Source organism: Pseudomonas sp. rhizo66, from assembly GCF_031931925.1.
In the GTDB taxonomy this organism is placed as follows: Bacteria; Pseudomonadota; Gammaproteobacteria; order Pseudomonadales; family Pseudomonadaceae; genus Aquipseudomonas.
The window spans coordinates 23,344-41,391 of the sequence record NZ_JAUJWZ010000029.1 but is presented as its reverse complement, the minus strand read 5'-3'; the positions used below and the strand labels follow the sequence as shown (position 1 = coordinate 41,391).

Below are 18,048 nucleotides of genomic sequence, written 5' to 3'. Positions count from 1 at the left end.
CAAGCGCCCGGCAAATCAGTGTCTACACTGATGCCAGCACTGTGCTGGATGCCGGGAGCTTGATCATGCTCGATTACTTCGCGTTAGGCGTGTTGGTGTTTGCCGGGCTCGTGCTGTTTTACGGGATCATCGTGCTGCATGACATTCCGTACGAAATTGCCGTTCATCGTAACCACCCGCATCAGGATGCGATCCATGCCACTGGCTGGGTCAGTCTGTTCACCCTGCATGCGCTCTGGCCCTTCCTGTGGATCTGGGCGATGGCCTATCGGGAAGATCGCGGCTGGGGCTTCGGTGACGGCAAATCCGTGCAAAACCATGTCACTCGCCTGGAGCAACAGGTCGTCGAACTGCAAGATCGCATCGAACGACTCGAAGCGCTGAATGCCACTGCCCCTCACAATCGGGAGGGCTGAGCGCCATGGATCTGCTCCTTATCCTGACTTACGCCGCGATCTGCGTCGCAGTGTTCAAGATCTTTCGCATCCCGCTGAACAAATGGACGGTGCCCACCGCCGTACTGGGCGGCATCCTGATGATAGGCGCCTTGATTTTCACCATGAACTACAACCATCCCTACTCCGAGGTGGCGCGCACTTACTTCGTTTCCGTGCCGGTCATTCCCATCGTCAGCGGCCAGGTCATTGAAGTGCCGGTGAAGGGTAATGAACCGCTGGAAAAAGGCGATGTGCTGTTTCGCATCGACCCCACGCCGTTTCAAAACCGGCTGAAATCGCTCAAGGCGCAACTGGTGGCGGCCAAGGGTGATCGCTACCGCATTACCGAGTTGATCCGGCGCAACTTCGGCACCCAGCGCGAACTGGATGCCGCGATCGCCCGCACCGATGATCTGCAGGCGCAACTGGACAACGCCCAATTCGAACTGGACAACACCACCGTCCGCGCGCCGAGCAAAGGCTTTGTTACCCATGTTTCGCTGCGGCCGGGGATGATGGCGAGCAAGTTGCCGTTGCGCCCGTCGATGGTGTTCATTCCCGAGGAGGGCCAATATTTTGCCGCGTGGATGCGCCAGAACAGCCTGCTGCGCCTGACCGTCGGGGACGAGGCGGAAGTCGCGTTCGACGGCATTCCCGGCAAGGTGTTCGCCGGCCGGGTGAAAAACGTCATCGGGGTGATTGCCGAAGGTCAGGTGCAACCTTCCGGCACGCTGATCGGCTATACCGGTTCGCCGCCGGCCGGGCGTGTGCCGGTGATCATCGAAATCACCGATCCGGCCTTCGCCCAATACAGCAAACTGATGCCCGGCGGTGCTTACGGGCAGGCCGCGTTGTACAGTCAGCACTTTCACCACATTGGCACGATGCGCAAAATCCTCCTGCGTATGGCAGCATGGATGAATTACATTTTCCCTTTCCATTGACCTGAAGCCCAATCACGAGAGGCCCGCACTGAGTACTTACAGCACCCATCGACTTCCGCCCTTGCTGCGCCGTGTCTTGCGTCCTTTGCTGGATCCCTACCGACGTTACCGACACGCGCGACTGATCCATGCGGTGCGCGTTGCCCTCGGCTTGCTGGCGACGATTCTGCTGACCACCGGCATCAACCTGCCCCACGGCGAATGGGCCTCGGTGACCATGCTGGTAGTGATCGGCGGTTTGCAGCATCACGGCAACATCGGCAAGAAAGCCGCTGAGCGAGCCACCGGTACGTTGATCGGCGCGGGTGTCGGTTTGTTGCTGGTGGCGCAGCACGCGTGGCTCGGCATGCCGTGGCTGACGTATTTCGCGATGGCGGTGGTCTGCGGTTTCTTCTCTTATCACGCCATCGGCAAGGGGGGTTACACCGCGCTGCTCTCGGCGATTACCGTGTTCATTGTCGCCGGGCATGGCGACAACCCGATCACCGATGGTTTGTGGCGCGGGGTCGATATTCTGATCGGCATCGCCCTCGCCCTGGCCTTCTCTTTCGCCCTGCCGCTCTACGCGGTGTATTCGTGGCGCTACAACCTCGCCGATGCCCTGCGCGATTGCGCCACGGTGTACGGGCGGATCATCAGCGGCCAACCGGTCAGCGCCGATGAGCATTTGAAATTGATGGGCCGGCTCGGCGCGGTGATGGTGCAGTTGCGTTCGCTGATGCCGTCAGTGTCCAAGGAAGTGAAGGTGTCCATGACGGAACTCGATGCGATCCAGCGCAACTTGCGCATGTGCATCAGCACGCTGGAGATTCTTGGCAACACGCGACCGGATGCCAACGACCCCGAGGCGATGGCGCATTTGCAAACAGCGCTGAAAGCCGAGCATCGGCAAATTCGCGTGCAATTGATCGGCATGGCCCGGGCGTTGAAAACCGGTGCTTCGCAACGTCTGGACAGGCCTTTGGAATTGCCGGAGACCAGTCTTGATGCGCCGGTTTACAGCGCGCTGGATGGCTATCGTTTGTTGACCCGGCAATTGGCGGCGAACATCGGCGAGATGCGCCAGCGCCTGGCGAAAACCGCGCCGCGCTGGAATATCTGAGGGTTACTGCGCAGCCAGTCGTCGGGGCTTCAGGCCCCAGCCCTGTTGCATCCCGGCGGCAGCCAGCAGGATCGCCGCCACGCCAACCCATTGCAGGATTTCCAGGCGATGGCCGAAGGCGAACCAGTCGACGAATATCGCGGCAATCGGGTAGATGAACGACAGCGCGCCGGTCAATGCGGTGGGTAATTTCTGGATGGCGCCGTACAGCAGCACATACATCAGACCGGTGTGGACGATGCCTAACGTCAGCAGGCTGGCCCAGGCACTCGGCGCTTGCGGCAACGCGCTGAAGTGCGCAAATGGCGCCAACAGCAGAACCCCGGTGCAGACCTGAATCAGCGCAATCAGATGCGGAGGCGTGCCGGTCAGGCGCTTGATGATCAGCGCTGCAATCGCATACAGAAACGCCGCACCCAACGCAAACGCGATGCCCATCAGATAGTCATTGCCGCTCTCACCCTGAGTACCGTGGGCACTGACAATCGCCAACATGCCCATGAACGAAATCGCCAGCCAGAACAGCTTTTGCAAGGTGATTTTCTCGCCGAGAAACAGCGCCGCCAAGCCGACCAGCATGAACGGCTGCACGTTGTATACCGCCGTGCCGATGGCAATCGAAGCCCTTGAATAAGAGGCGAACAACAACACCCAGTTACCGACAATCGCCACCCCGCTGAGCACCGCGAGCAGGAAGGTGGTGCGGGTCAGAATGCCTGGCCGCAGAAAGCCGAATGCTGCGCAAATCAGCAGCAAGGTGCCGGCGCCGAACACGCAGCGCCAGAACACCACGTCCAGCACCGGCTGGCCGGATACCAGCACGAACCAGCCGATCGTCCCGGATATCAGCATGGCAGCGGTCATTTCCAATGAGCCGCGACGCAGTGTGTTGTCCATCATCCATCTCCTGAGCATGTGGGGAAAGCGTGGCAAAAGTATGCCAAGCCAGCCGCAAAGCACTCCAGCGCAAAAAGCAGGCTAAACTCGATGAATGCCTTTTTTATCGAGGGTGATAACTTGAAATCGCCTAATCCTGGAGTTTGCGCATGACCGACGATATTGATCAGATACTTATCAGCGCCCTGATGGAGGATTCGCGGCGATCACTCAAGGCCTTGGCGCAAATCAGTGGTTTGTCTTCGCCGAGTGTGGCCGAGCGCTTGCGTCGTCTCGAGGAACGCGGCGTTCTCAAGGGCTACACCGTCGAAATCGACCCCAAGTGCTTCGGCTATCAGTTACAGGCCATCGTCCGGGTTCGCCCGCTGCCGGGGCAGTTGCAGGAGGTGGAACGGCAGATTCTGGCAATTCCGGAATTTACCGAGTGCGACAAAGTCACGGGCGAGGACTGTTTTATCGCTCGACTGCATGTGCGCTCGATGGAACAGCTGGATACCCTGCTCGACCGGCTCAATACCCTGGCTGAAACCAATACTGCGATCGTCAAGAAGACTCCGGTGAAGCGTCGTTTGCCGCCGATGGCCTGATGTGTTTTTTTTGCACGTTAGGCGTAGATAGAGGTTTTTCCGGCGAAGGATGGGCGGTAATGAGAATTCGGGCAATGGTGCTGTAACAGCAGACTGATCAACTGAAAAAGCCTGCGCACGCCGAAACGTGCGCAGGCTTTTCGCTTCTTACTCCAGCAGTTGCTGCAGGCTCGGGTCACGAATGACTTTCTGCAATGGCTGCGGCGTGGCGTTGTTGGTTGAATTGAGCATTTTCAGTTTCATGTCCGACGCTTTGCTGCAGGCGTTCTTACCGTCGGCGTAGATGCCACTCATGTCGCATTTCCACTCGAAGTAATTCACCAGACCGCCGGACAACTGCAGGCTGTAGTCAGTGCTTTGAGTGCCCGGCGTGAAAGCATGACCGGCGGGAATGTTCTGGAACCACTTCATCCATTCAGGCGACCCCGGCTGCGGCGCATTGGCCTGGAACGTTGGATTCATGATCGCCACTTGCGGCGTTTCAGCGGTCGCATGGCAGCTCAGGCAAGAACTGTTGGGGTTGTCCACCGGACCATTGAGGCGACCATTCCAGCCCAAATGGGTGGGCGGCAATTCCTTGGTATTAGCGTTGATCGCAGTCTGTTGCAGTCCGCTGTTGATCTTGGTCACCGTCGGTTGCGGATTGGTGTGATCATTCCCGGTGTTTTGCGGATCATTGCCCCACATGATCCCCACCGGCACCAGATTGTCCCAGCCAGGCTTGCCGGTTTTCTCACCGTTGTACTGGAAGGTACCGAAGATCCACCCGGTGTCGCTCATGCGCGTATCACGCACGGCGATGTCCATCTGGATCAATGCGACGTCTTTGACCTTGCGATTGGCCGACGTGAACGTTTCGGTGACATAGCCCTTCCACAACACCGGGTTCACCAGAAACGGCACGGTGCTGCGATCGATATCGGCGAACAGTGCTTTGCAGACGACGGTGCCGTCAGGGAAACTGTTGGGTGCCGAGGTGTACTTGGGATCTGGATTGTTCGGGTCTTTCCAGACTTGACCAATCGTATAGGCGCCGATGTCGTTATAGATACCCACCGCGTATGTCTGGCCAGTGGCGGTTTGTGTCGCCGCCAACTGCTTGACCTGGATCTGCGCTTCTTTGGTCAAGCCGTGAATCCCTTCGCGCCCCAGCGGGCCGTAGTGCTGCCACGGCATGTGATACCACTGACGCTTTTTATTGTTCTGCACGTACCAATCAGCCTCGACGTTGCCTTCGAGGCAATAGGTTTTGACTTCCTCCATGTACGCACGCCAAGTCTCAAAATTGTTATCTGGCTTGGTCGGCAGATTCTTGAAAAAACCGGGTAGAGGTACTTTCGGCGCTGTTGCCGGGTAATTCTGGCTCAACTCAAACAGTGGGCCAGAGTATTGGCTGGAAGGCGGTTGATAGCCGAAGTCAGGATAGACGCCGGCCAGAGTTGACGCGCTGAACAGTGCGGTGGTGACGGCCAGTACAGCCAGTTTTCCTTGGGGCTGATTCATCGATGATCTCCTTGATTGGGACAACGCCTGCAATGGCAGGGCCTCCATTATTTTTCTGGTATCAGGGTCCCGGTCGTTCGCCGGGATACGGTCACGGTGCATGGAATTTGGCGTGGTTCACCTCCCGGTTTTCACTGGACGAATGAATACAGTCGCTCTCGACCGAAAGGCCTGGCGATCAACAGCAAGGGAAGTGAATGCGAGGGACGCAGGAATCACACGTGGGGTGCTGGTTACCGACTCCTGTCGATCAGGCTACTGCTCTTCCTTGGTATTTAGGTGTAGGTGATTTCCAAAAAGACGCCACTATTTTCAGATCATTTTGTAGGTAAAAGGCCACTACGCTTTTCGGAGAGCAACAAAAAACCCGCCGAAGCGGGTTTTTTGTTGAAACGACTAACGATCAGTCGTCGCGGCTCATGATGCCGAAGATCTGCAACAGGCTGATGAACAGGTTGTAGATCGATACATACAGGCTGATGGTCGCCATGATGTAGTTACGCTCACCACCGTGGATGATGGCGCTGGTCTGGAACAGGATGCACACCGACGAGAACAGCACGAAACCTGCGCTGATCGCCAGTTGCAGGCCGCTGACCTGGAAGAAGAAGCTCGCCAGCGTTGCACCCAGCAGGACGAAGAAACCAGCGGTGATGAAACCACCGAGGAAGCTCATGTCCTTGCGGGTGATCAGCACATAGGCCGACAGACCACCGAACACCAGTGCGGTCATGGCGAACGCCGAGCTGACCACTTCAGCGCCGCCCTGCATGCCAAGGTAACGGTTGAGGATCGGGCCAAGCAGGAAACCCATGAAACCGGTCAGTGCAAACGCAGAGACCAGGCCCCACGCGGAATCACGCAGTTTGTTGGTAAGGAAGAACAGCCCGTAGAAGCCGATCAGCACCACGAAAATGTTCGGGTAGCCAACCCGCATCTGCTGCGCGACGAAAGCCATCACACCGCTGAATGCGAGGGTCAGAGCCAGTAGGCCGTAAGTGTTGCGCAGAACGCGGCTAACCTCTAGCTGCTCAGCCTGCACGCTGTTATTAACTGCGTAATCCTGTTCGCGCATGGCGACACTCCTGTTGGTTTGAAACGTTCAGTCGCAAAGATCATAACAGACGCTCTGTAACAAGCCATGCAGAGAGTTTGACAGTGTGTTTCATTCAGGTATTATGGCGCCCGCAACGCAACGGAGGTGTGGCCGAGTGGTTTAAGGCAACGGTCTTGAAAACCGTCGACTGTAACAGGTCCATGAGTTCGAATCCCATCGCCTCCGCCATATTCTGTACCGACAAAGCCCTGATTATTCAGGGCTTTGTCGTTTCTGGCGTCCTGAAAAATCTCCGCCTAGCCGAATGCGTTCCATAACTTTTGTGGACGCGTTCCATAACTCGACCGAGTTTTCCCCTCTCCGGCGTCCTGCCAATCGTTAAGACACTCTTCATGTAACACGGTGCTACGCTGACTCCTTGGCTGCCAAGGAAACCAAAAATACCCAAATCCGACCTGCTCCCTTCCCTTCTCTTCAAAATCAACGAAAACCAACTCGCCCTCGAAGCCACCATCATGGAGTTGTCGAACTGGGTCGAACAACGCGGATCGGCAGACGTCGCCGAGAATGTGCGCGGCGCGCTCTGGGCGATCGACAAGAACGAAGAGTTCATCAAGATGACGCTTGCAGTGCTGATGACGCCCGACTGACGAATAGACAGCCTGAAATATCGTTCGGAGATATCTAGGAACACGACTAGGAGGCGTGAGGGTCAAATGGACTTCATTTTCGATTTGATAGCTCATCGTGTTGGCGTCTACGTACTGAGCCTCTTGAGTGGCGGCCGCTTCAAGGGAGAAAGTGGTTTTGCCTGGGGCTGGGCAGTTGTCGTCGGCGCGCTGATTCTGATCTCTCCATTCGCAGCATTCATAGCCTTGCTCATCTACACCAGTGGCCCGTGAAGTGATGTCTCGCATGGGTCAATAACCGCACTTCGCGACAGACGCCAGTCGGCCAAAAAGCTGACGGTACCTACAGGCAGCAATCGACCCACAGCTGCCATTTAGATCTGTTGTTATCTTTGTTAGAGCGGGCTTACCCGCGCGTAGGCTGCTTGAGCAACGCACATACTCTTCGAGCGATCTCATCTGCGCCATCGGGAATGACCACTGAAATGCCTAAATAGTGTTCAAGGTGCAGGGTAAGCGTGTGTTCATCCACCAGCAGATCCCAATAGCGCTGGTCCGGGCTATCGAGCCTCTCTTTCCAGCAACCGCCCAGCCCTCTCTCAAGAACCCGAGCCACGTCCTCGAAAAGCTTCCAGTCGGCTTCTTCTGATACTTCAATCCTCACTATGCGTCACCTCACCACCAATAGTCCTCCGATTTTGGTGGCTCCTGCGAATGGCCGCAATCTACTGGGCACTATCAGCTGGTCAATCTTCAACTTCGAAAGTGATGAGGTGAAGGTGTGCAACGGCCCATCAGCCCTCAATTACTGTGGAGACGCTGTGCCCCTATAGGTTCAAAAACAGCTCACTGGCTCTGCGCTGCGAACTCGTACGTTTTGAAAATCTTCCCTGCGGCGCCGTATCACAATTAAAGAGCCAGAGAATGAACATACGTTCATCGAAAACATGGTTCGATGCGTCTAGGCTGCGGTTTCCGACATAGTGACTACAGGAGTAACCCACCATGTTCTCGCACGAAAGCGTCCCGCTCATCATCATCTTTGTCATCATGCTCATAGGCGTGCTTACGGCCTTTTTGCACCCGGTGCATGCGCTCTTTAGCTGGCTTCGGAGGCGCAGGGAAAGATCGACCGTCAAGATCGCAGAAGACATGAACTCGCGCTGAATTCTTCCATTAAGGGCCCGGATGCGTCTGGGCTTTTCACGCCTGAGACGAAGAAAAAAACACAGCAGAACAGACCGTTATTGCTTTGAGCATTCTGCTCTTCCTTGGTGTAATTCTTGAATGTGTCCCGTCACTCCGCCGAACGCCGCATCTCCTCCCGTGTAGGCATGGTCTAGTCCGAGGCGCGTCGTTCATAAATAGAGTCGGGCTTCTGCTCTTCGTAGCTGAACATCAATAAGTAAAGCCCCAGCGCCACTGCAGCCAACAGTGCCCTGCCGATCGGGTTGGCATCCCTCGGCAGTCCACCGGGGCCGATTGCTACCCAGCCCCCGCGAAGGTAAGCAAACACGGCTTGGGTAAACCACGCTTGCGCTCCTACGCATGTCCAGAACTGACTCCAGCCGCCGGTATAGCGCCAGAACGCGTTAACCAAGGACGCGATCACCATGACCGCCAGGATCAAATAACGAAAACGCTTGAGAGCGCTCAGAATACGGCTGCCCTGCTCCATATCCGCCCTGTTTTCACTTCAAGAAAAAAGATCCGATTATACCGTCGAGACTGCAAATATCGGCCAGCCGCCGGCAAACAGCTCGCTAAAATTGCAATCACTCAACCGACGTTTTTTTCTTGTACTCGACCAACACGATCGTCATTACCTACGCGGGGGCAAGGAGCAAGACCTGATCCTCGCCAGCGTATTCAACCCGCCCAAGCGCGGGGATGAGCGGCATAATCTCAATGACAGCCTAGGATCGGCATACTGAAGCACAGCTGGCCGCACGGCCTGACCGTCAATAACAAGGAGCTTCACTTTGCGCAAGGATTACCTGGCATTTTTCACCTCGCTGTTCCTCTCGCGACTGGCGGATCAGATTCTATTGTTCATCGTGCCGTTGGTGGTGTTCCAGACCACCAACAGTGCTGCTTGGGCGGGTTTGGCGTTTTGCGTCGAATCGCTGCCACGGTTTCTCGCGTTTCCGCTGTGCGGAGCCTTGTGCGACAAGTTTTCGCCCATCAGGATTCTGCACATCAGCCAGGTTTACCGGGCACTGCTCTGCCTGATCGCGGTGGCAATGTTTGCCCTCTTCGGCGGCATCGCCTGGGTCGTGGTGTTGTCAGCGCTGTGTGGCGTGCTGACCACTCAGGGCATCATGGCCCGCGAGGTGCTGATGCCGCATATTTTTCAGCACTACAGCTACACCAAGACGTTGTCCTATTCGCAGATCGCCGATCAGACCGGACTGGTTCTCGGGCCGCTGATGGCTGCGCTTTTGCTGGAGGTATGGGCTTGGCACTGGGTGGTGCTGTGGGTCGCCGGGCTGTTCCTGCTGGCGGACCTGAGCATGCTGGTATGGCAACGCCTCAGCCGTATTACCCTGGAGGTGTTCGAGCAGCATCAAGACATCTGGCTGCAACCGCTGCGTATCGCGTTCGGCCATATACGTGAACTGGCGGAACTGAAGAAAATCATCCTGCTGGCGGTCGGGGTCAACCTGATCGTCGGCGTCACCCTGGCCACTTCGGCGGCGATGGTGATCGGCGAGTTCAGTGCCGGCAAGGATGCCTATGCCGGGCTACAGGCAGCGGGCGCGATCACCACCATCGTGATTCTGTTCTTCCTCGCCCGGGTGGAACTGCCCCAGCGGATAATGGGCGGGCTCGCTTACTCGATGATTGCCGCGGGTGCGCTTGTCAGCGCCCTGAGTCCGAATCTGGCCGGTTATGTGCTGGGTTTCCTGCTGATCGTCGGCTTCGACAAGATGTTCAACATCTACATGCGCAGCATCCGCCAGCGGGTGATTCCGGCCAAGGATTTTGGCAAGACCGTGGGCGTGATTACCTTGCTCAACAACCTCTCGCAACCATTGGCGGGTTTGCTGGTGGCGCTGTTGGCCTCAAGCGCAGGCACGCAAGGGGTGATCCTGATTCTGGCCGTGCTGACTATGCTGCTGGGTGCCGTAGCGGTATGGTGGTTTGCCGTCAGCAGAGGAACCCTGAATGCCGAAGAATCCACCGGCCCCTGAAAACAAAGCTACCGCCGCCGACATCGAGCGCTCGATCCAGGCTTTAAACAAAATGGCCGAGCGCCTCTGGGGCGAAGGTCGAGAGGCCGAGGCCAAAGCCCTGCTCGATGCCCTCGATGCGTTGAACCGGGCGCTCGATCGAATCAGGATTGGAGAAAGTCGCCGAGCGGCGACGCTCCATTAAGCCAAGGGCCTAAGGCTTGAGTATCAGCAACGGCTCGCCCTTCTTGACGATGTAAGTCGCCAACTCCGAGCCCTTGTCCGCCCCCACATTCTTGGCGACATGCGCCACCCCTTGCGGAATAAACAACGAATCCCCCGCCTTCAACGTCACCGGCGCCCGGCCCTCCAATTGGTATTCGAAGGTGCCGCTGATCACGTAAGCGACCTCGACACCCGGATGCGCATGCCGAGGCGAGGTCACGCCGGGTTCGAAATCGACGCGCGCCTGAATCACTTCGCGATCGGCAGCTCCCAGATCCTGGCGAACCAGATCGGTGCGGCTCAAGCCTTGTTGCCAGCTCTTGGCCGGCGCGTCAGCCGCGTGGGCGATGCCGATGATAGAAGCGAGTAGCGCAGCGCTGGTCAGTAACAGTGGACGATGCATGATGTTGCCCTCTCAAACGCAGTGGTGGTGTGACCGCTACTTTGGGAGCCGCGTGTGTGGCGGATGTGTCGTAAACCCCGGGTTTATTGTTCGCGTGTGTCTGCGCAGCAACTTGATACACGCTTATACAAACGCGTCTTTGCCGGGCGGCAGTGCCAACAGCCATGTCCGGAACGCGACGATCTTCTTCGCTTCCGCCGCTTCATGGGGCGCTACCAGATAGAAACCCAGTTCATCCTTCAAGCGCAGATCGAACGGCACCACCAGATGCCCGGCCCGCAGATCGTCCTCGACATAGGTGGATCGGCCGATACAAACGCCCTGCCCGTCAACCGCTGCCTGCACCGCCATCAGCGCCAGATCGAAGGTCAGGCGCGGGCCTTCGGCGAGTTGCGGCGGCTGACCCGCGGCACGTAGCCAGGCGCTCCAGTCACCGGCCGTCGCGCCACTGACTTGCAGCAATGTCTGATTGGCCAGGTCGGCGGGTGTGCGCAAGGTCTTCGCCAGTGCCGGACTGCACACCGGGAAAATTTCATCGGACATCAAAAAATCGCCACGCAAGCCTTTCCAATCGCCGCGCCCATAGCGAATGGCGGCATCGATAGCACCTTTGCGAAAATCGACTAATTCAGTCGACGCACTGATTCGCACATCGATAGCGGGAAACGCCAGCTGAAAGGACGGCAAGCGCGGCAACAGCCACTTCGATGCAAACGACACCAGGGTACTGATCGTCAGCACGCTTTTATTGCGAGACTCGAGCAACTGTTCAGTCGAATAGCGCAGTTCCTGAAACGCCGCACGCACACCCGGCAAGTAGGCGTGCCCGTCCTCGCTCAGTGCCAAGCCCTCGTTGAGCCGCAAGAACAAAGGCCCGCCCAGTTCAGCTTCGAGTCGGCGGATTTGATGACTGACGGCGGTCTGGGTGACGTTGAGTTCTTCGGCTGCCTTGGTGAAGCTCATGTGCCGGGCGACCGCTTCAAAGGCACGCAATCCATTAAGCGAGGGAAGTCGGACGGTCATGGTGTTTTATTGCTCATGAGATTTTGTCATACGCTAGCACCGCAAATGACCTTTGCGAAAGCCGCTTCGGCAATGGAATCTGGCGCCCTCTTTCAGCAAGGAAGTGCCATGAAACTGTATTTCGCCCCCATGACCTGTTCGCTTTCCCCGCACATTGTGCTGCGGGAACTGGGTTTGCCGTTCGAACTGGTTCGCGTCAATAACCAGAGTAAACGCACCGCTGATGGCCATGACTTTCGTGAGATCAACCCGAAGGGCTACGTTGCCGCGCTGGTTCTGGATAACGGCGAAGTGCTGACGGAGGGGCCGGCGATCCTGCAGTTTCTGCTCGATCAAATGCCCGGGAGCACGCTGGCGCCACCCCAGGGTTCGTGGCAGCGCACGCGTCTGCAGGAACATCTGAACTTCATCAGTACGGAAATTCACGGTGGCAGTGCACCGCTGTTCAATGCGCAGATTCCGGAATCGGTCAAGACGATTTTCCGACACACACTGTTCAAGCGCCTCGACTACCTGAATCAGCAACTGTCGGATCGGGACTATCTGATGGGCAACTTCGGCGTCGCCGATGCTTATCTGTTTACGGTACTGAGGTGGCTGCCGACCTTTGCCATCGACATACAAGACTGGCCGGCACTTGCCCGCTATATGCAGCGCATCGGCGACCGCCCCTGCGCCCTTGCAGCCCTCGCGGCGGAAGCGGCGACACAGCCTGTCTGACCGATTTCTGTAGCCATGGAACGGGCCACGTCGACGCTGTGTCTGTAAACTGCGGGCCTCTTCACTCGCTCAATCAAAGGATCAGCATGGCTAACCAAGACATCACCTTCACTCCGGATCCGGACGCCGACTCGATTTCTTCGGACGTCACCACGTTCAACGGGATCATGATGTCCACGCAAATCCCGACCCGTGCCGACGGCAGCCTGGAACTGGGCGATATCACCGCCCAAAGCGAATGCACCCTGCAAGCGCTGAAAGTTGCGCTGGAACGAGCCGGCAGCTCGATGGATCGGGTCATGCACCTGACCATTTACCTGACCGACATGGCTGACCGCGCGGCATTCAACGAGGTTTACCAGCGTTTCTTCGCCAAGCCGTGGCCGGTGCGTGCGGCAGTGGGCGTTGCTTCGCTGGCGGTTGAAGGCATGCGCGTGGAAGTGACTGCGATGGCGGCCAAGGCCTGATTTTTCGAGGTGATCGCAGGCTGCCCCCGCGAATGCGGGGGCCGTCAAACGCAGATATAAATGAACGAGGGAGCGATTCAAATACGACGGGCACGTTAATAGAGCCATTTGCAAAGCGCTGACTATCGTTGCCAACGCTGCCTACAGAGGGCCAGTTGCTCCAACAAACAACTTCCCTTCTTTTACTTGATATTTTTGTTGATCGAACTCGACCTCAAAGTTGAATGTTGCCGTAATCGAATCGTTCGCATTGTCGCGGATGAACGTAATTTCTCCTGTACTTGCATATAAAACTCGCGACGACATAGTCATCACCCCCTGCACAGGACTACCGGCACCGCCAATTTTATGTGTGCCGTCTTTCAGGTCGCGACTTATTACAAATGAAATGATTTCAGCCACTTCGGGCGTAAAATATTGACCAATAACACTAAAAGTTGTTTTAGACCCGAAATAAAGATGCCGGGTAGCAGAGAATATCGGTTCGCCAATGCCAGGGTGTTGGGGAGAAATGATTGCTTTGTAATAATCCTCGCCCGAGTTCGCATGCCGCGATTTCAACAGATCAAAATCAGTGAGACCAAGCGCAGTAAAATCGCTATTACTTTTCATTTAATGAATCTCCGTTTTAATGTTGCATTTTGCTTCGCGTGCCTTTCCTGTTGCCTCCTGATATTTATATTTCTAATCCGGCAGCACAACTGACAGACTTTACAGTTACGCCCTCTCCTGAATTGTGTTAAGCGCTGCTTACCTGATATCGGCACACGGGTGCCGGTCAGCCGTTTCGCAGGTACAATGCGCGCCTAACCGTGACAGCCTGACTAAAAAAACTATGTCCTTGCCCAAGCATCACCTGGAATTGCTCAGCCCTGCCCGCGATGTCGCCATCGCCCGTGAGGCGATCCTGCACGGCGCTGACGCCGTATACATCGGCGGCCCGAGCTTCGGCGCGCGCCACAACGCCTGTAACGAAGTCAGCGAAATCGCCGAGCTGGTGGAGTTCGCCCGCAAGTATCACGCGCGCATCTTCACCACCATCAACACCATCCTGCACGACAACGAACTGGAGCCGGCGCGCAAGCTGATCCATCAGCTGTACGACGCCGGTGTCGACGCGCTGATCGTTCAGGATCTGGGCGTGATGGAGCTGGACATTCCGCCGATCGAACTGCACGCCTCGACCCAGACCGACATTCGGACGCTGGAGCGGGCGAAGTTCCTCGATCAGGCCGGTTTCTCGCAACTGGTACTGGCCCGCGAGCTGAACCTGCAGGAAATCCGCGCGATCGCCGACGAAACCGACGCCGCCATCGAGTTCTTCATCCATGGCGCGTTGTGCGTGGCCTTCTCCGGCCAGTGCAACATTTCTCACGCGCAGACCGGGCGCAGCGCCAACCGTGGCGACTGCTCCCAGGCGTGCCGCTTGCCGTACACCCTCAAAGATGAAAAGGGTGGCGTGATCGCCTACGAAAAACACCTGCTGTCGATGAAAGACAACAACCAGAGCGCCAACATCCGCGCCCTGGTTGAAGCCGGTGTGCGTTCGTTCAAGATCGAAGGTCGCTACAAGGACATGGGCTATGTGAAGAACATCACCGCCTATTACCGCCAGCGCCTCGACGACGTACTCGAAGATCGCCCGGACCTCGCCCGCGCTTCCAGCGGCCGCACTGCGCATTTCTTTCTGCCTGACCCGGAAAAGACCTTCCACCGTGGCAGCACCGATTACTTCGTCACCGATCGCAAGATCGACATCGGCGCTTTCGATTCGCCGACCTTCACCGGTCTGCCAGTGGGCACGGTCGAGAAAGTCGGTAAGCGTGACATGCAGGTCGTGACCCACGAGCCGCTGTCCAACGGTGACGGCCTCAACGTGTTGGTCAAACGCGAAGTGGTCGGTTTCCGCGCCAACATCGCCGAAGCCAAAGGCGAGTTCGAAGAAGACGGCGAGAAGCGCTACCGCTACCGCGTCGAGCCGAACGAGATGCCGGAAGGCCTGTTCAAGCTGCGCCCGAACCACCCGTTGAATCGCAACCTCGACCACAACTGGCAACAGGCGCTGCAAAAGACTTCTTCGGAGCGTCGCGTGGCCTTGAGCTGGGTCGCACGCCTGCGTGAAGAACAGCTGGAAGTGACCGCCACCAGTGAAGAAGACATCAGCGCCAGCGTCACCCTCGCCGGTCCGTTCGGTGTGGCCAACAAGCCTGAGCAAGCGCTGGAACAATTGCGCGATCTGCTCGGCCAGCTCGGCACCACGCAGTACCACGCCACCGACATCAAGCTGGATGCGCCACAGGCGTTCTTCATCCCGAACTCGCAGCTCAAGTCGCTGCGCCGTGAAGTGATCGAAGCCCTGACCGCCGCTCGCGTCGCCGCGCACCCGCGTGGCAGCCGCAAGGCCGAAACCAGCCCGCCGCCGGTGTACCCGGATTCGCACCTGACGTTCCTCGCCAACGTCTACAACCAGAAGGCGCGCGACTTCTACCACCGTCACGGCGTGAAGCTGATCGACGCCGCGTATGAAGCGCACGAAGAGGCGGGCGAAGTGCCGGTGATGATCACCAAACACTGCCTGCGTTTCTCCTTCAACCTGTGCCCGAAACAGGCCAAAGGCGTGACCGGCGTGCGCACCAAGGTCGCACCGATGCAGTTGATCCACGGCGATGAAGTGCTGACGCTGAAGTTCGATTGCAAGCCGTGCGAAATGCACATCATCGGCAAGATGAAAGGCCACATCCTCAACCTGCCGCAACCGGGCAGCGTGGTCGGCCACATCAGCCCCGAAGACCTGATGAAAACCATCCCGCGCGCACCGCACTGAGTGGTTGGCGAGTGCGGCGCTTCGGCGCCGTACTTGCCCGCCCTTCTGCGAACCCACCAAATCGCAGGCATAAAAAAACGCCAACTTCTTGCGAAGTTGGCGTTTTTTCGAATATGGCAGGGGCGGCTGGATTCGAACCAACGCATGGCAGGATCAAAACCTGCTGCCTTACCGCTTGGCGACGCCCCTACTGCTCTTTCCAGCTACTTCGTTGGTTTCGCTGTGAGAACGGGGCGCAATTTACCAAGGTTTTTTTGCTTTGGGAAGCGCGAAGTGAAATATTTTTTGTTTTAAAACAGCGACTTATTATTTCGCCCTGAATCAGGTCCAGGGGGAGTCGGTTTAGCCGCCGTGTATCACACTGTGTACGACCCCCACCGCGACACATCGCCTTTCAACAAAGCCGTTCTTCGACACAGACCCGATACGTCCCCACGCTCAAATGCACCCAAGGTTTCAAGGGTTCATTCAGACCTCTTGGCCAGAGGCTCGCACAGGAGACGTCACCATGAAGATGGCACTGCACACCCGCAAAACCGCTACTGCACTCGGCATGTCGATTATGGCTGTGGCGCTGTTCGGCGCTTTTGGCAGCGCTCAGGCGCAAACCACTGAATCGGCCGCCGTCAGCTATTCCGCACCCTCGCCTTTCGGCCCGCTCAAGCATGTGAAGGCCGGTGTGCTCGACGTCGCCTATGCCGAAACCGGCCCCGCGAATGGCCCGGTGGTGATCCTGCTGCACGGCTGGCCCTACGACATTCACAGCTACGACGAAGTCGCGCCGCTGCTCGCGGCCAAGGGTTATCGCGTGTTGATGCCGTATGCGCGGGGTTATGGCGATACGCAGTTCCTCTCCAAGGACACCTTGCGCAATGGTCAACCAGCGGCGCTGGCCAGTGACGTCATCGACTTCATGGACGCGTTGAAAATCAAGCAAGCGGTGCTTGGCGGCTATGACTGGGGCGCGCGTTCGGCGGACATCGTTTCGGCACTGTGGCCGGAACGCGTGAAGGCATTAGTTTCGGTCAGCGGTTATCTGATCGGCAATCAGGCCGCCGGGCAAAACCCGCTGCCGCCCAAGGCGGAATTGCAGTGGTGGTATCAGTTCTACTTCGCCACCGACCGTGGTCGTGCCGGTTATGAAAAGAACACTCACGACTTCGCCAAGCTGATCTGGCAACTGGCCTCGCCACAGTGGAAGTTCGACGACGCCACGTTCGACCGCAGCGCCAAGGCGTTGCAGAACCCCGATCACGTCGACATCACCGTGTTCAACTACCGCTGGCGTCTGGGTCTGGTGCAGGGTGAGGCGAAATACGCGGCGCTGGAGCAGAAACTCGCCACCGCACCGTCGATCAGCGTGCCGACCATTACCCTTGAAGGCGACGCCAACGGTGCGCCGCACCCAGCGCCGGAAGATTACGCCAAGCGCTTTACCGGCAAGTATCAGTTCCGCTTGATCAATGGTGGGATTGGCCACAACCTGCCGCAGGAAGATCCGCAGGCGTTTGCCAAGGCTGTGATCGACGCCGACCATCTGTAGAAACAAAAAAGCAGCCAGCCGCGATGGCTGACTGCTTGATCATTAACGTGCGTGATTATTCAGTTGGCAAAACGAGATCCAACGCTTTGTTCACCGCCAACTCCCCCAACATGACCACTTGCGCAATGCCCAACAGGGTATGGCGGTTTGATCCCTCCAGCACGCCAGCAAAATTGCCGAGCATGACCGAGGCGGACGCCAAAGATCCGCAAGCGTTGGTCAGCAACTCCTCGGTGTCTGCTTGCGGGTTGGCCATGAACAGCGCGTTGGGCGTGTAGGCTGTGGCCATGACCGCAGCAGGCAACAGGTAATGGTCGAGCGCACGTTCTGCCGCTTCGTGGAGCTTTCTTGAATTGGGTGATGCGTACGGCGACACCAGATCTGTGACCGGTGGTTCGGGTGGCTGGGACATCAGCTGAAACTCCAGACAAGAACCGCGTCAGGTTCTTTGATAGAAGGCGTGAAGCGTCGCGTTCGCGGACGCTTCTGTGCAAATGAGGGGGCGCGCCCCCTC

General features: G+C 57.5%; 23 protein-coding genes and 2 tRNA genes. 15 read left to right on the top strand and 10 right to left on the bottom strand.

What is annotated here, in order from left to right:
- Positions 1 to 65: 65 nt before the first annotated feature.
- The 3 genes from QZR14_RS26360 to QZR14_RS26350 all read left to right on the top strand — a co-directional run bounded on the left by QZR14_RS26360 (position 66) and on the right by QZR14_RS26350 (position 2,483).
- Complete coding sequence (locus QZR14_RS26360; protein WP_250604878.1) at positions 66 to 416, top strand: DUF3302 domain-containing protein; 351 nt, start codon at positions 66 to 68, stop codon at positions 414 to 416.
- Positions 417 to 421: 5 nt separating this feature from the next.
- Entirely contained in the window at positions 422 to 1,381 is a 960-nt protein-coding gene (locus QZR14_RS26355; protein WP_250604876.1) for an HlyD family secretion protein, read from the top strand.
- 61 nt (positions 1,382 to 1,442) lie between these two features.
- Positions 1,443 to 2,483: an FUSC family protein gene (locus QZR14_RS26350; RefSeq protein WP_311998141.1), complete on the top strand. Its 1,041-nt coding sequence runs from the start codon at positions 1,443 to 1,445 to the stop codon at positions 2,481 to 2,483.
- 3 nt (positions 2,484 to 2,486) lie between these two features.
- Here the strand turns inward: QZR14_RS26350 and QZR14_RS26345 are convergent, their stop codons facing one another.
- On the bottom strand, positions 2,487 to 3,380 hold the full coding sequence (locus QZR14_RS26345; protein ID WP_311998140.1) for a DMT family transporter: 894 nt from the start codon (positions 3,378 to 3,380) through the stop codon (positions 2,487 to 2,489).
- A gap of 149 nt (positions 3,381 to 3,529) precedes the next feature.
- On the opposite strand from QZR14_RS26345, the gene QZR14_RS26340 reads away from it, so the two are divergent.
- Complete coding sequence (locus QZR14_RS26340; RefSeq protein ID WP_311998139.1) at positions 3,530 to 3,967, top strand: Lrp/AsnC family transcriptional regulator; 438 nt, start codon at positions 3,530 to 3,532, stop codon at positions 3,965 to 3,967.
- 147 nt (positions 3,968 to 4,114) lie between these two features.
- Here the strand turns inward: QZR14_RS26340 and QZR14_RS26335 are convergent, their stop codons facing one another.
- Both QZR14_RS26335 and QZR14_RS26330 read right to left on the bottom strand, forming a co-directional pair.
- Positions 4,115 to 5,470, bottom strand: coding sequence for a hypothetical protein (locus tag QZR14_RS26335; protein ID WP_311998138.1), 1,356 nt, complete (start codon positions 5,468 to 5,470; stop codon positions 4,115 to 4,117).
- Between the two features lie 403 nt (positions 5,471 to 5,873).
- The gene (locus QZR14_RS26330) at positions 5,874 to 6,545 is read right to left on the bottom strand and encodes a Bax inhibitor-1/YccA family protein (RefSeq protein ID WP_007915443.1); all 672 of its coding nucleotides are present in this window, start codon (positions 6,543 to 6,545) and stop codon (positions 5,874 to 5,876) included.
- A 122-nt stretch (positions 6,546 to 6,667) separates the two neighbouring features.
- Between QZR14_RS26330 and QZR14_RS26325 the strand changes: the two genes are divergently transcribed.
- The 3 genes from QZR14_RS26325 to QZR14_RS26315 all read left to right on the top strand — a co-directional run bounded on the left by QZR14_RS26325 (position 6,668) and on the right by QZR14_RS26315 (position 7,429).
- Positions 6,668 to 6,755: transfer RNA gene (locus tag QZR14_RS26325), tRNA-Ser, on the top strand.
- Between the two features lie 212 nt (positions 6,756 to 6,967).
- Complete coding sequence (locus QZR14_RS26320) at positions 6,968 to 7,177, top strand: hypothetical protein (RefSeq protein ID WP_311998155.1); 210 nt, start codon at positions 6,968 to 6,970, stop codon at positions 7,175 to 7,177.
- 66 nt (positions 7,178 to 7,243) lie between these two features.
- Positions 7,244 to 7,429 (top strand): hypothetical protein, encoded by a 186-nt coding sequence (locus QZR14_RS26315; protein WP_095118629.1) that lies wholly within the window; start codon positions 7,244 to 7,246, stop codon positions 7,427 to 7,429.
- A gap of 133 nt (positions 7,430 to 7,562) precedes the next feature.
- On the opposite strand, the gene QZR14_RS26310 is transcribed toward QZR14_RS26315, so the two are convergent.
- Complete coding sequence (locus QZR14_RS26310) at positions 7,563 to 7,820, bottom strand: hypothetical protein (protein WP_311998137.1); 258 nt, start codon at positions 7,818 to 7,820, stop codon at positions 7,563 to 7,565.
- A gap of 341 nt (positions 7,821 to 8,161) precedes the next feature.
- Between QZR14_RS26310 and QZR14_RS26305 the strand changes: the two genes are divergently transcribed.
- Entirely contained in the window at positions 8,162 to 8,323 is a 162-nt protein-coding gene (locus QZR14_RS26305; protein WP_191630981.1) for a hypothetical protein, read from the top strand.
- Between the two features lie 172 nt (positions 8,324 to 8,495).
- Here QZR14_RS26305 and QZR14_RS26300 read toward each other — a convergent pair whose 3' ends face one another.
- Positions 8,496 to 8,834 carry a hypothetical protein gene (locus QZR14_RS26300; protein ID WP_311998136.1) on the bottom strand — a complete coding sequence of 113 codons (339 nt, stop codon included), beginning with the start codon at positions 8,832 to 8,834 and terminating at the stop codon, positions 8,496 to 8,498.
- Between QZR14_RS26300 and QZR14_RS28185 the strand changes: the two genes are divergently transcribed.
- The 3 genes from QZR14_RS28185 to QZR14_RS26285 are packed head-to-tail and all read left to right on the top strand — an operon-like array spanning position 8,800 to position 10,534.
- Positions 8,800 to 9,090 (top strand): ectoine synthase, encoded by a 291-nt coding sequence (locus QZR14_RS28185; protein WP_442967427.1) that lies wholly within the window; start codon positions 8,800 to 8,802, stop codon positions 9,088 to 9,090. The genes QZR14_RS26300 and QZR14_RS28185 overlap by 35 nt on opposite strands.
- Before the next feature lie 48 nt (positions 9,091 to 9,138).
- A complete protein-coding gene (locus QZR14_RS26290; protein WP_311998134.1) occupies positions 9,139 to 10,350 on the top strand; it encodes an MFS transporter in 1,212 nt (403 codons plus the stop codon).
- Positions 10,325 to 10,534, top strand: a complete 210-nt coding sequence (locus QZR14_RS26285) for a hypothetical protein (RefSeq protein ID WP_150652895.1) — start codon at positions 10,325 to 10,327, stop codon at positions 10,532 to 10,534. Before QZR14_RS26290 ends, QZR14_RS26285 begins: the two co-directional genes overlap by 26 nt.
- Positions 10,535 to 10,543: 9 nt before the next feature.
- Here QZR14_RS26285 and QZR14_RS26280 read toward each other — a convergent pair whose 3' ends face one another.
- Together QZR14_RS26280 and QZR14_RS26275 are read right to left on the bottom strand one after the other, a co-directional pair.
- A complete protein-coding gene (locus QZR14_RS26280) occupies positions 10,544 to 10,957 on the bottom strand; it encodes a cupin domain-containing protein (RefSeq protein WP_311998133.1) in 414 nt (137 codons plus the stop codon).
- 123 nt (positions 10,958 to 11,080) lie between these two features.
- Positions 11,081 to 11,980, bottom strand: coding sequence for a transcriptional regulator GcvA (locus QZR14_RS26275; RefSeq protein WP_311998132.1), 900 nt, complete (start codon positions 11,978 to 11,980; stop codon positions 11,081 to 11,083).
- A gap of 108 nt (positions 11,981 to 12,088) precedes the next feature.
- On the opposite strand from QZR14_RS26275, the gene gstA reads away from it, so the two are divergent.
- Both gstA and QZR14_RS26265 read left to right on the top strand, forming a co-directional pair.
- Positions 12,089 to 12,700, top strand: coding sequence for a glutathione transferase GstA (gene gstA, locus QZR14_RS26270; RefSeq protein ID WP_311998131.1), 612 nt, complete (start codon positions 12,089 to 12,091; stop codon positions 12,698 to 12,700).
- 86 nt (positions 12,701 to 12,786) lie between these two features.
- The gene (locus tag QZR14_RS26265) at positions 12,787 to 13,167 is read left to right on the top strand and encodes a RidA family protein (protein ID WP_134177145.1); all 381 of its coding nucleotides are present in this window, start codon (positions 12,787 to 12,789) and stop codon (positions 13,165 to 13,167) included.
- A gap of 141 nt (positions 13,168 to 13,308) precedes the next feature.
- Here QZR14_RS26265 and QZR14_RS26260 read toward each other — a convergent pair whose 3' ends face one another.
- Positions 13,309 to 13,779 carry a hypothetical protein gene (locus QZR14_RS26260; RefSeq protein WP_311998130.1) on the bottom strand — a complete coding sequence of 157 codons (471 nt, stop codon included), beginning with the start codon at positions 13,777 to 13,779 and terminating at the stop codon, positions 13,309 to 13,311.
- A 223-nt stretch (positions 13,780 to 14,002) separates the two neighbouring features.
- Here QZR14_RS26260 and QZR14_RS26255 point away from each other — a divergent pair, with 223 nt between their 5' ends.
- Positions 14,003 to 15,991 (top strand): peptidase U32 family protein, encoded by a 1,989-nt coding sequence (locus QZR14_RS26255; RefSeq protein ID WP_311998129.1) that lies wholly within the window; start codon positions 14,003 to 14,005, stop codon positions 15,989 to 15,991.
- A gap of 114 nt (positions 15,992 to 16,105) precedes the next feature.
- On the opposite strand, the gene QZR14_RS26250 is transcribed toward QZR14_RS26255, so the two are convergent.
- A tRNA-Gln gene (locus QZR14_RS26250) sits at positions 16,106 to 16,180 on the bottom strand.
- Positions 16,181 to 16,499: 319 nt separating this feature from the next.
- Between QZR14_RS26250 and QZR14_RS26245 the strand changes: the two genes are divergently transcribed.
- The gene (locus QZR14_RS26245; RefSeq protein ID WP_311998128.1) at positions 16,500 to 17,534 is read left to right on the top strand and encodes an alpha/beta fold hydrolase; all 1,035 of its coding nucleotides are present in this window, start codon (positions 16,500 to 16,502) and stop codon (positions 17,532 to 17,534) included.
- A gap of 55 nt (positions 17,535 to 17,589) precedes the next feature.
- On the opposite strand, the gene QZR14_RS26240 is transcribed toward QZR14_RS26245, so the two are convergent.
- Positions 17,590 to 17,946 carry a DUF6124 family protein gene (locus QZR14_RS26240; protein ID WP_311998127.1) on the bottom strand — a complete coding sequence of 119 codons (357 nt, stop codon included), beginning with the start codon at positions 17,944 to 17,946 and terminating at the stop codon, positions 17,590 to 17,592.
- Positions 17,947 to 18,048: the final 102 nt, after the last annotated feature.

Excerpts from the sequence above, each read along its gene's own strand:
- QZR14_RS26360 (WP_250604878.1), top strand. The coding sequence starts at position 66 with ATGCTCGATTACTTCGCGTTAGGCGTGTTGGTGTTTGCCGGGCTCGTG.
- QZR14_RS26355 (WP_250604876.1), top strand. The coding sequence starts at position 422 with ATGGATCTGCTCCTTATCCTGACTTACGCCGCGATCTGCGTCGCAGTG.
- QZR14_RS26345 (WP_311998140.1), bottom strand. The coding sequence starts at position 3,380 with ATGGACAACACACTGCGTCGCGGCTCATTGGAAATGACCGCTGCCATG.
- QZR14_RS26340 (WP_311998139.1), top strand. The coding sequence starts at position 3,530 with ATGACCGACGATATTGATCAGATACTTATCAGCGCCCTGATGGAGGAT.
- QZR14_RS26335 (WP_311998138.1), bottom strand. The coding sequence starts at position 5,470 with ATGAATCAGCCCCAAGGAAAACTGGCTGTACTGGCCGTCACCACCGCA.
- QZR14_RS26330 (WP_007915443.1), bottom strand. The coding sequence starts at position 6,545 with ATGCGCGAACAGGATTACGCAGTTAATAACAGCGTGCAGGCTGAGCAG.
- QZR14_RS26315 (WP_095118629.1), top strand. The coding sequence starts at position 7,244 with ATGGACTTCATTTTCGATTTGATAGCTCATCGTGTTGGCGTCTACGTA.
- QZR14_RS26305 (WP_191630981.1), top strand. The coding sequence starts at position 8,162 with ATGTTCTCGCACGAAAGCGTCCCGCTCATCATCATCTTTGTCATCATG.
- QZR14_RS26300 (WP_311998136.1), bottom strand. The coding sequence starts at position 8,834 with ATGGAGCAGGGCAGCCGTATTCTGAGCGCTCTCAAGCGTTTTCGTTAT.
- QZR14_RS26285 (WP_150652895.1), top strand. The coding sequence starts at position 10,325 with ATGCCGAAGAATCCACCGGCCCCTGAAAACAAAGCTACCGCCGCCGAC.
- QZR14_RS26280 (WP_311998133.1), bottom strand. The coding sequence starts at position 10,957 with ATGCATCGTCCACTGTTACTGACCAGCGCTGCGCTACTCGCTTCTATC.
- QZR14_RS26275 (WP_311998132.1), bottom strand. The coding sequence starts at position 11,980 with ATGACCGTCCGACTTCCCTCGCTTAATGGATTGCGTGCCTTTGAAGCG.
- gstA (WP_311998131.1), top strand. The coding sequence starts at position 12,089 with ATGAAACTGTATTTCGCCCCCATGACCTGTTCGCTTTCCCCGCACATT.
- QZR14_RS26265 (WP_134177145.1), top strand. The coding sequence starts at position 12,787 with ATGGCTAACCAAGACATCACCTTCACTCCGGATCCGGACGCCGACTCG.
- QZR14_RS26260 (WP_311998130.1), bottom strand. The coding sequence starts at position 13,779 with ATGAAAAGTAATAGCGATTTTACTGCGCTTGGTCTCACTGATTTTGAT.
- QZR14_RS26255 (WP_311998129.1), top strand. The coding sequence starts at position 14,003 with ATGTCCTTGCCCAAGCATCACCTGGAATTGCTCAGCCCTGCCCGCGAT.
- QZR14_RS26245 (WP_311998128.1), top strand. The coding sequence starts at position 16,500 with ATGAAGATGGCACTGCACACCCGCAAAACCGCTACTGCACTCGGCATG.
- QZR14_RS26240 (WP_311998127.1), bottom strand. The coding sequence starts at position 17,946 with ATGTCCCAGCCACCCGAACCACCGGTCACAGATCTGGTGTCGCCGTAC.